8 protein-coding genes are annotated in these 13,453 nt (G+C 34.6%); 3 read left to right on the forward strand and 5 right to left on the reverse strand.

The genetic code is table 11. The features are described from left to right. Positions 1-492 precede the first annotated feature (492 nt). The 3 genes from PVV59_RS06630 to ilvC all read left to right on the forward strand — a co-directional run bounded on the left by PVV59_RS06630 (position 493) and on the right by ilvC (position 4,527). Complete coding sequence (locus tag PVV59_RS06630; protein WP_273755377.1) at positions 493-1,614, forward strand: ATP-dependent RecD-like DNA helicase; 1,122 nt, start codon at positions 493-495, stop codon at positions 1,612-1,614. A 78-nt stretch (positions 1,615-1,692) separates the two neighbouring features. Further along, positions 1,693-2,427, forward strand: a complete 735-nt coding sequence (locus PVV59_RS06635) for a pyridoxine 5'-phosphate synthase (RefSeq protein WP_273755378.1) — start codon at positions 1,693-1,695, stop codon at positions 2,425-2,427. A 1,080-nt stretch (positions 2,428-3,507) separates the two neighbouring features. Further along, on the forward strand, positions 3,508-4,527 hold the full coding sequence (gene ilvC, locus PVV59_RS06640; RefSeq protein WP_273755379.1) for a ketol-acid reductoisomerase: 1,020 nt from the start codon (positions 3,508-3,510) through the stop codon (positions 4,525-4,527). A 119-nt stretch (positions 4,528-4,646) separates the two neighbouring features. Here ilvC and PVV59_RS06645 read toward each other — a convergent pair whose 3' ends face one another. From PVV59_RS06645 to PVV59_RS06665, 5 genes are all read right to left on the reverse strand, one after another. Then, positions 4,647-6,038, reverse strand: coding sequence for an amino acid permease (locus PVV59_RS06645; RefSeq protein ID WP_273755380.1), 1,392 nt, complete (start codon positions 6,036-6,038; stop codon positions 4,647-4,649). A gap of 707 nt (positions 6,039-6,745) precedes the next feature. Beyond that, positions 6,746-8,146, reverse strand: coding sequence for an amino acid permease (locus PVV59_RS06650; protein WP_273755381.1), 1,401 nt, complete (start codon positions 8,144-8,146; stop codon positions 6,746-6,748). 1,352 nt (positions 8,147-9,498) lie between these two features. Beyond that, entirely contained in the window at positions 9,499-10,107 is a 609-nt protein-coding gene (locus tag PVV59_RS06655) for a fumarylacetoacetate hydrolase family protein (RefSeq protein ID WP_273755382.1), read from the reverse strand. Positions 10,108-10,421: 314 nt separating this feature from the next. Beyond that, entirely contained in the window at positions 10,422-10,628 is a 207-nt protein-coding gene (locus tag PVV59_RS06660) for an NAD(P)-dependent oxidoreductase (RefSeq protein WP_342752508.1), read from the reverse strand. A 1,009-nt stretch (positions 10,629-11,637) separates the two neighbouring features. Next, the gene (locus PVV59_RS06665; RefSeq protein WP_273755383.1) at positions 11,638-13,221 is read right to left on the reverse strand and encodes a TerC family protein; all 1,584 of its coding nucleotides are present in this window, start codon (positions 13,219-13,221) and stop codon (positions 11,638-11,640) included. Between the last annotated feature and the right edge of the window lie 232 nt (positions 13,222-13,453).

A 13,453-nucleotide genomic window follows, 5' to 3' on the forward strand; every position in this document is an offset into this window, starting at 1 on the left:
CCAAAAGGTTCTTGATATATTTCATTATTATTTCGTAAGAGTGGATGTACTTTATTTTTATGTGCAAGAAAGCCGATTGATTGTGTAAAATAGTATTCATAAAATTACATTATTTTTATCTTGTTAAGGATATTTTTTCTAGCAAGGGTTTTGCAATTGCAATGCTCTTTTTCTCATTCTAAATTTTGGTTAGAAAAAGTGTATAGAGGTGTTATTTTAAATTTAAGATATGCATATTCCATTGTTGGTGTTACTGTTGTAAAAAATGATATTTTATTTGATAAGTATAAGGTGTTACAAAGAAGATCGATGTATAGATAAAATTTAGATTGCTACAATATCTTGAAAAAGCAATGGGTAAATAATTGATAATTGTGCTACGAAAGTTGTTAGATGGGCGTGTGTCAGCAATTCTTAATAAAAAAGTTTTTCTTGATAGTCGTTTTTTTTCAAAATACTGCTCTTTTTATGCAAATCTTATGTTGGTAAGCTATGCAGTTTTCACGGGAACAGGATAATGCATTGAAGGCTGTTGGTGCGTGGTTGAAGGAAGGGCGTTCTCCACTTTTTCGCCTCTTTGGCTATGCGGGGACAGGCAAGACGACACTTGCGCGCTATTTTGCTGAAACAGTTGATGGTTCTGTCCAATTTGCTGCTTTTACAGGAAAAGCGGCACAGGTTTTGCGTTCTAAAGGTGCAAGCAATGCTTGTACTATTCATTCGTTGATCTATTGTCCGCGTGGAGAAGAAGAAGTTTCTGACGAAGTAACAGGGAAAAAGTCTATTGCACCGACATTTGCACTCAATCGGAAAAGTGCTGCTGCGCAAGCTGCGCTTATCATTGTTGATGAGTGTTCGATGGTGGACGAACAATTGGCACGTGATTTAATGAGCTTTCGAACACCTATTCTTGTTCTGGGTGATCCAGGCCAATTGCCTCCTATCTCAGGAGGGGGCTTTTTTTCTAATGGTGAGCCGGATTTTCTTCTTTCAGAAATTCATCGGCAAGCACGTGATAATCCGATTGTCCGTTTGGCTATGGATGTGCGTGAAGGACGTGATATTACTTATGGTGATTATGGAGCAGCGCGCGTTATTACACGCAAAGAAGTGAATCAACAATTGGTGTTGGAAGCTGATCAGGTGTTGGTAGGAATTAACCGAACACGCCATCTTTATAATAAGCGTTTGCGTGCGCTGAAGGGATTTACATCAGATTATCCTCAAGCAGGAGATAAGCTTGTTTGTTTGCGCAATGATCCTCCTAAAGGCTTGTTGAATGGTTCTTTATGGAAAGTGATGACTTCGCAGAAGGAAACTGTTAAGCCAAGTATGAGCCTTCTTATTAAACCAGAAGAAAGCGAGCGTGGGGTAGCGAAAATTAAGCTTTTAAAAGCAGTGTTTGAAAATCCTGATCATGAGATTTCGTGGGCGTTAAAAAAGAGATATGATGATTTTGATTATGGATATGCATTAACTGTTCATAAAGCACAAGGATCTCAATGGGATAATGTTGTTTTGTTTGATGAGAGTTTTGCATTTCGCGATATGTATGCGCGGTGGCTCTATACAGGAATTACGCGTGCGGCAGAGCGTTTAACAATTGTTCGCTAGATAAAGAATTTTATTTTCTGGAATTATAGGGCTGAGGGTCTTTTTTCTGTCTTTAAGTATAGAAATAGAGGAGTGTGTATGGCAATCAAACTTTCTGTTAATCTTAATGCTATTGCTGTTTTGCGCAATCGGCGTAATCTTCCTTGGCCAAATGTCAACAATATTGGGCATATAGCACTTACAGCTGGTGCTGCGGGTTTGACAGTTCATCCACGTCCTGATGAAAGACATATTCGTTTTGCTGATCTACCAGATATACATGGTTTAATTCACAGCATGTTTCCTCGTGCTGAATTTAATATTGAAGGTTATCCAAGCGAGACGTTTTTGGATAGAGCAGAAAATTATGCTGATCAGATTACTCTTGTACCTGATGATCCAGCACAATCAACTTCTGATCATGGTTGGGATTTTGCGCGTCATGCAGAATTTTTAGCACCTATTATTCAACGCTTGAAAGCAAGAAAAATTCGGGTATCACTGTTTGCTGATCCTATTGTTGATGGTCTTGATATTGCTAAAGAGATTGGTGCTGATCGCGTGGAATTTTATACTGGACCTTATGGGGGAGCATTTAACGATAAGACAAAACAGGAACAAGAACTTAATAAGCTTGTTTTAGCAGCAAGAAAAGCTCAAGAGCTGAAGCTTGGTGTTAATGCAGGGCATGATCTGACAATGACAAATCTCCCTGCTCTTGTTCATCATATTCCTTGGCTTGATGAAGTTTCTATTGGGCATGGGCTTATTGCTGATGCGTTAGAGTATGGAATGCATAACACTGTTCAACGTTTCATTCGGCTATTGGGGTGATTTTTCTCTATACAATAAGACATAGTGCGTTTTTATACAGTTCTGTTTTTTTGTAAAAAAAATGATTTTGCATAGGTTTTGTGAAATAACATTGTTAGCACATAATAAATATTCTATTATTTCTCTGTTTATAGGTCGCTTTTTGTTCTTTTTGAGTGCATGAGATTTTTTATTTGCACCGTCATTCTGAGCGACTTTCTTACTATAATTTCTTTAAAGGGATAAAAATAGGGGGTGAGAGATAAGAAATAGGAAAGTACTTTTCATTATAAGGAGATTCCTGGAGTTTTTAATGAATGAGTATACAGAATTTTCTTGAGTTCATTTCATAAATTTTTATGTGTTTCTACAACATGGGGAGAAAAAAGCTAGAGTGATGATATCAACTTATTGCTTTAGGAGGAAAAGAGGGCCAAATAAATCTTAGACTTTTACAAATTTTAGGCTAGGGAAAATTTTATAGGGTTTCTTGAAAAGGGCTCGAGCGTAGTAAAAGATTTCTTTAAAAAACGTGTGAGTAAATAACATAGGAATATTCATTTTTGGCATTTTGTTTTGTCTGAAAGGCATGGCTATTAAAGAATGTAAAAAGTAAAATTTGTAAGGGAATGTATATTCTCTATTATTTAAAAGATATGGCTGTATATATGTTTTTGAAAGCTGTCTTAAAACGGTGCTTGTTATTTTGTAATTTTTCTTGCTATCCATATTAATTTGGTTCATGTTAGAAATTGTATGTTGTATCTTAGTTTTTAGGCTATAATGTTTTGTTGCGCGATAGAAAGATAGAATCTTAGCAGATATATTTTCTTTAGAAATTTTATTTTGTGTAAGTATCGTCTTTGTAGGACAGCAGTTGTGGTTTATTTGGGGATCCGTATATGTTTTGGGAATGTTTGGGGGCTACAGTTTTTCTATGCAATATGTGAACTTTAAAAGATTATTCAGTTGCTGTGTTCTTATAAGCGGCGTTTTTTATCTTTATCAGTGTGTGAAGCACTGAAGGTCGTTTTTTACTTTTTATTTTAATAAAAATAATCTGAAATTTAGTTTAAATGTTAGAGAGAAGGAAGTATTTTTATGCGTGTTTATTATGATCGTGATGCAAATGTTGATTTGATAAAAGGAAAAAAAGTAGCCATTGTTGGTTATGGTTCACAAGGGCGTGCACATGCTTTAAACTTAAAAGATTCCGGTGTTCAGAATGTGCAAATTGCTTTGCGTGGAGGGTCGGCGACAGCTAAAAAGGCTACCGTAGATGGCTTTGAAGTTGTGAGTGTTGCCGAGGCTGCAAAATGGGCAGATCTTATTATGATGGCAACACCAGATGAATTACAAGCGGATATTTATAAAGAACATATTCATGATCATTTACGTGATGGTGCGGTCATTGCTTTTGCACATGGCTTGAGTATTCATTTTGGCCTCATTGAACCTAAAAAAACAGTTGATGTTGTGATGATTGCTCCTAAAGGTCCAGGCCATACTGTCCGCAATGAATATCAACGGGGTTGCGGTGTTCCTTGCTTAATTGCAGTTGCACAGGATGCATCAGGACAAGCCCATGATGTGGCATTGTCTTATGCATGTGGTCTTGGTGGTGGACGTGCAGGGGTGATTGAAACAACATTTAAAGAAGAATGTGAAACGGACCTTTTTGGTGAACAAGCGGTTCTCTGTGGTGGTCTTGTTGAGCTTATTCGAGCAGGTTATGAAACACTAACAGAAGCAGGTTATGCGCCAGAAATGGCTTATTTTGAGTGTTTACATGAGGTTAAATTGATTGTTGATCTCATGTATGAAGGTGGCATTGCAAATATGAATTATTCAATTTCCAATACAGCGGAGTGGGGAGAATATATGTCTGGCCCACGCGTGATTACCGATGAAACAAGAGCAGAAATGAAGCGTATTTTGAAAGATATTCAGACGGGTAAATTTACATCAAATTGGATCCAAGAATATAAAGCTGGTGCTGCTCACTTTAAAACTATGCGGCGTTTAAATGATAGCCACCCTATTGAAGAAGTGGGTAAGAAACTCCGCTCTATGATGCCTTGGATAAAATCTAATGCTTTGGTTGATAAAGAACGTAATTGAAGTCTCTCCAGAGATATTTTTATCATTTTAATAGATAAATACCCAAAAAGGGTAACTTAGGTTACCCTTTTTTGATGTGTTTCTTGCACATAGGCTTTACTTTTTAGGAGCTTTATTTTTTAAGTTTTTGCATAATTTTTTCTTCCAAAAAGAAAATATACAATGCCTAAAAATATAAACCATGCTGGAGTGTATTTTAAAGCTATGGCTGTATCTGCTTCTAATGATAATAAATAAATAATGAATGCAAAGAAAACGAGAAGCGCCCAACACATAACAACGCCCCCCGGCATTTTATAGGGAGAGACAGTATGCTGGAGAGGACGATTGCGACGATAGACAATATAGCTGATCAAAATGATAGACCATACAAATATAAACAATGTTGCGGCAATTGTCGTAACAATTGTAAAAGCAGCTATGAGGGTTTGAGATAACGTTACAACCGTGTAACCTATTAAGATGCATATACATGAAAAGAATAATGCGTTGGCTGGAACGTGATTACGAGAAAGTTTTCCTAAAAATTTAGGAGCCCCTTTTTGTGTTGCTAGACCATATAGCATACGGCTGGTAGAAAAAATTCCACTATTTGCAGAAGAAGCGGCTGCTGTGAGAACAACAAAATTCATCAAACCAGCAGCAATTGGAATGCCGATAAGTGCATACATTGTTACAAAAGGGCTTTTTTCTGGACTGATTTGATCCCAAGGTGTTACTGACATAATCACAAGAAGAGAAAAAATATAAAAGAATATAATGCGGATTGGTATTGAATTGACAGCTTGTGGTAGGGCTATTTGAGGCTCTTTTACTTCAGCCGCCGCTGTTCCTGCGAGCTCAATGCCAACAAAAGCAAAAATAACAATTTGAAATCCAGCAAAAAATCCTGTAATCCCTTGTGGAAAAAGATTTCCACCATTCCATATATTGCTAAGAGAAGCAACTGTACCGTTTGGAGAGATAAAACCGGTGAAAATCATATAAAATCCCACAACAATTAAAACCAAAATTGCTACGATTTTGATAAAACCAAACCAAAACTCAAGTTCGCCAAAGAGTTTTACGGCGACGAGGTTAAGGATTAAAAAGGACATAAGACCAATGATAACAGGAATCCATGGATTGAGTTCAGGCCACCAAAAGTGTGCATAAGTGACAATAGCAATAATTTCAGCAGTTCCAGTAACAATCCAACACAACCAATATGTCCAGCCAATAAAAAAGCCAGCACATGGCCCTAGAAGATCGGTCGAGAAGTCAATAAAAGATCGATATTGTGTATTAGAAAGCAATAATTCTCCCATAGCGCGCATGACAAAGTATAAAGCACAACCAATAATTGCGTAAACGAGGAGGATTGAGGGACCTGCTACACTGATTGTTTTTCCTGATCCCATAAAGAGACCTGTTCCAATTGCACCACCAAGGGCTATAAGTTGTATGTGGCGGTTATGGAGTCCACGTTGCAATTTCTTCTTCGTTTTTTTTTCTAAATTTTGTTTGTTCATTTTTGGGAGTTTCCCTTTAGTTATTTTAAAATAAAAATTACCTTAAAAAAGATAATCTCTTCTATCGGAACATGATATGCTGGAGGAGTAAAGGATTTTTTTTCTATTATTTTATATAAATAAAGAAAAAAATCACAAATTAATGAAATAATTATTTTATAAAAATTTATGTCATATAATTTTTATTATAAAGTTTTATTTTTTTATTATTTATACATATTTATATTAATATTATATAATATTTTACTTATTATATAAAATATATTTAAAATAGTTTTTGAAAAATAAGAATTTATAGTTTACTAAAAAAATATTTTTATAGAAAAATTTTACGGATGTTTTAGGTAAAATCTAAATATTTTTTAGTAAACAATGCAGGTGAATTTTATAGAAAATTCTTTACAGAATATCTCGTGTCTTATCCTATTATGCCCTACAACATCGTTGTTTAGAGCAGTGATAAAGCATAGAAAATTTTATACATTAGGTATTTTTAGAATGTGTGGTCAGTATTTAGGGTAGAAGCTGCCCATAGAGCCTTATGGAGGTGAACCATATAAGCGGTTAGCGGCATTTCCCTTAACAGATCAGATTTTTTTTACAAAACAGTGCTAGGAGAAATCCTCTTTTTTTGAGGTGTCAAAAGAAGATTAAGTAAAAAAAAGAGTAACTTTAGTTACTCTTTTTTGAGACATTTTGTATAGATTTTATTTATTTTTTGGAGCAATTTTTTTTCTTATAAACATAAAATACATTATGCCTAAGAAAATAAACCAGAAGATACTGTATTTTAAAGCTGTGAAGGTATCGTGTTCTAATGTCAACAAATAGAGCATGAAAGCAAAAAATACTAACACAATCCCACATATGATGGTACCACCTGGCATTTTGTAGACGGATTCAGCATGTAAATGAGGGTGATTGCGACGATACACAATATAGCTAATCAAAATAACGGACCATACGAATAAAAATGCAATCGCTGAAATACTTGTCACAATTGTAAAAGCACTTATGATGCTTGGAGATGATGACGCAATTGTGTATCCTACTAAAATACATAGGCAGGAAAAGAACAGAGCATTGGCTGGAACACGGTATTTGGAAAGCTTTCCTAAAATTGGAGGAGCACCTTTTTGTGTTGCAAGCCCGTATATCATGCGGCTAGTTGAAAAAATACCACTATTTGCTGAAGAGGCAGCCGAGGTGAGAACAACAAAATTGACTAAACCAGCAGCTATTGGAATGCCTGCAAGCCAAAACATGGAGACAAAGGGGCTTTTTTCTGGAACAATTTGATTCCAAGGTGTAACGGACATAATTACAGCAAGAGAAAGGATGTAAAAGAGTACAATACGCACTGGTATTGCATTAATTGCTTTAGGGAGAACTTTTTTAGGTTCTTTGACTTCAGCTGCCGTTGTTCCAGCAATTTCGATACCAACAAAAGAAAAAATGGCAATTTGAAATCCAGCAAAAAAACCTGTAATTCCTCTGGGAAATATATCACCGCCATTCCATACATGGTTAAGAGAGGCAACAGTACCATTTGGAGAGGTAAAGCCTGTAGCGATCATATAAAATCCAACAATAACTAATGCTAAAATTGCTACGATTTTGATAAGACCAAACCAGAATTCAAGTTCACCAAAAAACTTTACAGCAAGGAGATTAAGAATTAAAAAGAAACCAATGCAAGCAAAAACAACGATCCATGGATTAAGTGTTGGCCACCAGAAATGCATATAGTTAATGATAGCTATAATATCTGCAGCTCCAGTCACAACCCAGCTTAGCCAATAGTTCCAGCCAACAAAAAAAGCCATTCCCGGTCCTAGCATATCGGTTGAAAAATCAATAAGAGATCGATATTGCGAATTAGAAAGCAATAATTCTCCCATAGCACGCATGACAAAGTATAGAGCACAACCAATAATCGCATAAACGAGAAGGATTGAAGGACCTGCTACACTAATTGTTTTTCCTGACCCCATGAAGAGTCCTGTTCCAATAGCACCACCCAGAGCTATAAGTTGTACGTGACGGTTATCGAGGCCACGTTGCAGTTTCTTTTGAGGATTATCTTTTAAATTTTGTTTATAGTTCATTTTTTGAGGGTTCCCTTTGAATTATTTTGAGATTAAATAACACTAAAAAGATATATTTCGTATCGAAGCATGATATAAATGAGGTGTAAAGGAAAAAAACATTTTTTATAATTTTGTGTGGATAAAGAAAAGAGTATGGTTTTGAAAAAAGAGGATGCTTTTCTCTTAAAATAACATAACAGATATTTGAAGAGGGCGCTTTTTATTGTTTTAATAACAGATAAATGGCTCCTAAAAAGGTCTCGATAGATTTCTTCTTTGAAATTATTTCTGAAAATTGTTAGCTTTTTTTATGAGTTTATAAAAATTATCATTTATAATCAGTATGTTGTTATTCATAATAGAGAGTGTTTTAATTTTTTCTTAAGTAGCATTATAGAGTTGTCATCTTAGTTTAGGGAAAAGTCCCTAATGATAGAAAATTTAAATGATTTTCTAAAGTCACTTTTTTATTTTTATGATACTATCATAAGTGAAAAGGAGCTCTTTTCTTTTAAAGTGATGAATAAGAGTTTCATTTAGATATTGATAAAATATTGCGAAAAATTCACATTGTTTATATACAAGGTCTTTAGACTATGAGAGAGAAATGCAGCATCATTCAGTTATCCAAAGAACATAAGAAAACACTTGTGATTGTATAAACCTGTTAAAGGTGGAAATATTCATAATGAAAGACAGAATCACGGAAAGATTAGTCTGTTAGCTTTGCGAGCCCTTATCAAAGAGGGAAGTGTTATCCCAAAGAAAATGAAAAAAGAAAATAGTGATAAAACTGTTCCTGTTGCACTATTAATATACTCTTTTCTTTTTTTAAGTGACGCTTGCAAATGATATAAAAATAGTCATTAAAGTAAATCATGCAAAGATGTTGAAGGAATGTATCGTGACAACTTCAAAACCTTTTTGATTACCACCGCCAGACGCCAAAAATTTTGGAAAGGCCGTGATATAAGACATGGATATTTTAGGATTGAGTATTTGTGTCATAAAACCATCCATATAGCTGGTAAAACTTCACTTTACCTTCAGTATTTTTTTCGTTTTTTTGTATTATTTCTTTTGAATTTAAGGTGTTAACTCCAGATTTAATCGATTTAACACCCATATATAATAAATAGTAGCCACCCATGAGCTTTACTAAAAAAAGAGCGTTTTGTTGTTGAGAACAATTGCTGATACACTTAATATGGAAAATGTGCCATGCACATATGTTGCTGTACACAATCCTAAAATGTTAGCAAATGCATTCTTTTTTCCACTGTCGTTGCCTTATCAATGATAAGGGCCATACTCGGTCAAGTGAGATGACTAAAAAAATGAAATGATGAAAAAGGTGAGTATTTGATGATTCATTTGACCTTTATTTCTGAGATTAATGTATCTTTGAGATATAGTTCTATTTCATCAAACTTAGAGAGTTTTCCTACGCCTTTTGGAGTGCCTGTATAGATGATATCATCACGCCTTAGTTGAATGTAGTGACTTAAAAATGATATTATTTTTTCAAAGCTAAAGATCATATTTTTCGTATTGCCAACTTGCCTCGTTTCGCCATTTAGCTTCATTTCAAAAGTTATTGGATCGTTTATTTTTTCCTTTTTTATGAAGTCAGAGACGTATGCGGCGCCTTTAAATCCCTTAGATAAAAGCCAAGGAAGCTTTTTTTCTTTCAGTTTTGTTTGCAAATCTCTAGCGGTGAGATCAAGACCTATTGCTACAGAATCATAACATTCTTCAGCTTCTCTTTCATTGACCATAAAAGTATCCTTTGAGATTCTAAGCACAATTTCAGTTTCAAAATGTATTTCTTCAGAAAAATTAGGAAGATTAATTTGATTTCCTAAGATGAGTGAGCTGTTCGGCTTGCTAAATATAACAGGTTCATCTTCAACAACATTACCTAGTTCATAGGCATGTTCCACATAATTACGTCCAACGCAGTAAATATTATTAATCATAGGAAACTCTCAAGCTTTTCTTTTCTTCTTGTATAGAAAAGATATTACTATGGAAACAATATTTTTCCTTATATAGATCTGTAAGTTTTGTAAAAATATGTATTATGTGGATTAATGATCAATCTTGAGGATAACAAGCCAGTATTGTCTCTCCAAGCTTTAATAAGAGGATGGTCATTTAGTGGGGCCACAGGGAGAACATCAAGGAATGCTTGAAATTCATGATTTTCGCTTGGATGTTTTTTTAAGGAATCAAAATCGCTGAGGATTTTATTCTTTACGGTGTTCACTAAGATAGTGTTTTTCTTCATCTGTTAAAGGAATTCTAAATTAATCATTCTTATTGTTTTGTTTGTAAGAGGACAGTGTAGGGATACCACATCAGACTTTTCTAGAAGGGTATTCATATCTTCTAAGAGTTTGAAGATGAGTGATTTAGCGTGCTCCTCATCAATATATGGATCATAGATAAGAATCTCGAATCCAAAAGGCCTTAAGCGTTCTAGTGTTGCTTTCCTTATTTTTTTTGAATTCGGTCAACTCAATGGTTTTATGCTTTGGACAGAATGTTTTAAGATTGTTTTCTTGCCATATTTTTTGCTAAATCATTATGTCTGGACACTTGCCTGCATCCTTCCAAAATCATTGTTAATGCAGTGTCAGCTACTTCATCTACAGTAAAAAGGATATCCGCAAATTTAGCACTGTGTTTTTAAACTCTTCGTAATTTACTTGATCTTCATAACCGATACCAAATTTTACTGCTATTTCACATTTACGCAATTTTTTGGCTGTTTTCTCTGTTATTTTTGCATGCCAGATCAATAAGGCATCAATTTCTAAAGCTTTTTTCATTATTTATTGATAAAATTGCAGATGCTGAATGGTGTATTTCCAATTCATTGAGTCGTATACTCTCTTAGTTTTCTTTCAAAACGATCTCTTTTATTTTACTTCTGTTTTCGTCATAAATATATGATTTGCTATCTTCAATATTATATCTGTCGATCTTTATAAATCTCTTCAGGTGTACAATTTCCTTGTATTCCTTTTTTAGCTACATATACAATAACTTTGGCAATTATCGAAAAAAAGATAAGGAATAGCTCCTTAAGAAATATAAAAAATCTCAAATTTTATAGAAAATAGGGTGTTGCTCAAAGCTGCCTTCATCGGTTAAGTGAACGCATTAATGATGGTAGTTTAATGTTTAAAAAAGCTTTTTTAATATGAAGATGACAGGATGTTTTAATAAAGAAATAATAAATAATTATTATGCATCAATATGTTGTATAAAATTATTATTTTTAAGATTAATTTTACCAATATAATTTACGCACCATTTTTCCTTTTAGTTCTCTTCACAAATCATCAATAAAACTTTTTTGTACTAAAAATTCATTGATAACTTAATTTTTTTATATTCATTCTTTCACGTTTTAAAAATATAAAGTAAGGGCAATAGAATTAAGCTATCAATTTTCTATTCTTTTCACTTTCTCATCATGAAGAAAAATCTTTTTACTTATCTTATGGATCAAAAGAAGTAGCTTTTTCTGGTAACACAAGTGGAGAAATAAGGATTTTAGATATGTTTCGGCGTTCCATTTCAATCACTTTAAAGCGTAAACCTTCCGTTTCAAAACTTTCTCCTTCATTCGGCAAATGACCAAATTGCCAAAGCATAAAGCCTGCTAGAGTCGTATAACGGTCTGCCTCATCAACAAGATTTCGTCCAAGATAACCACTTAAACGACGGATATCAGCATATCCCTCTACAAGAAGGCTGCCATTTTCAAGTTGTTCTGCGATCATGAGTTCTTCATCGTCATCAGGAAAATCTCCTGCAATAGCTTCAAGAATATCAGTTGGTGTTGCAATACCTTCAAAAGAACCATGCTCATCAACAATAATTGCAAGTTGAATCGAAGAATGACGTAATTGTTCCATTAATCGTAAAACACTTGTGTTTTCATGAACAACAAGCGGTTCTCGCATCGCTTTTTTCCAATTAATCTTTTTACCCTCAGCCAGATTTAAAAGAAGATCTTTTGTTAACGCGACGCCAACAAACTCATCCACTTTTTCACGCGCAAGAATTAAACGGCTATGTTTAACATTTTGTAATTCTTCACGCATTTCATTTTCATTAGCATTTAAATCTAACCACTCAATTTCATTGCGCGGCGACATGATAGAGCGAACAGGACGATCTGCTAAATCGAGAACTCCACGAATCATCTCTTTTTCTTCTGGTCTAAATAACTCAGAAGCTGCGGCTTGTTCAGCAATGACATCTACAGTTTCAGCAAGATGACTATCTTTATTTCCCCCTCCTAAGAGCCTTAAAACAGCATCAGCTGTTCTACTGCGTAGATCATTCGTCGTAATCATCTTTTCACGGTTACGACGTCCAATTTGATTAAAAGCTTCGATGAGAACAGAAAAACCAATAGCAGCATACAAATACCCTTTGGGAATATGAAAACCGAACCCTTCAACAATGAGCGTAAAACCAATCATCATCAAAAATCCAAGACAAAGGATGACAATGGTGGGATGACGATTAATAAAACGCATAAGAGAGCCTGAGCCATACATCATGACTCCCATCGCAGTAATGACCGCAATGTACATAACTGCTGCTTGCTCTTTTGCAATCATACCTGTTGCGGTGATAATACTATCGAGTGAAAAAACGGCATCCAACACCACGACTTGAACAATTACTTGCCAAAAAACAGCATAAGCAACGCCTGTTTTTCTTTCATGAGATACCCCTTCTAACCTTTCATGTAATTCTAACGTTCCTTTTGCTAGCAAAAAGGCTCCACCCCCAATTAAAATAAAGCTATGCCAACTAAAGACAAAGGATGAAAGTGAAAGAATGACCGTATCGAGTCTCATAACCCAGCCAATAACTGTAAGAAGAAAAAGCCGCATGATTAGTGCTAAAGTAAGACCTATCAAGCGTGCTCGATCACGCAAATGTAGTGGCAATTTTTCAGCTAAAATTGCAATAAAGATAAGGTTATCTATTCCTAAAACAATTTCGAGGAAAACCAACGTGACTAAACCAAACCACGCATGGGGATCTGTGATCCATTCCATCATTTCTCACCTTTTAAAAGCTTAAAAGCGCGCGATTGACAAAAAAATCATGGGCTTTTATTCGCATATTGGATCATGAATTTTGAATGTAAAAAAACTTACATTCAAAGAGAAAAATAGAAAATATTGCTTAAACACATATGATTTTAAACGCATATGATTATTAATAAAATAAAACAACGCCCCATTCCGCTGACAATGACAAGAAGGTTCCTCTAAATTTTGCTCGGGCATT

The organism is Bartonella sp. MM73XJBT.G (genome assembly GCF_028618435.1).
GTDB lineage: Bacteria > Pseudomonadota > Alphaproteobacteria > Rhizobiales > Rhizobiaceae > Bartonella.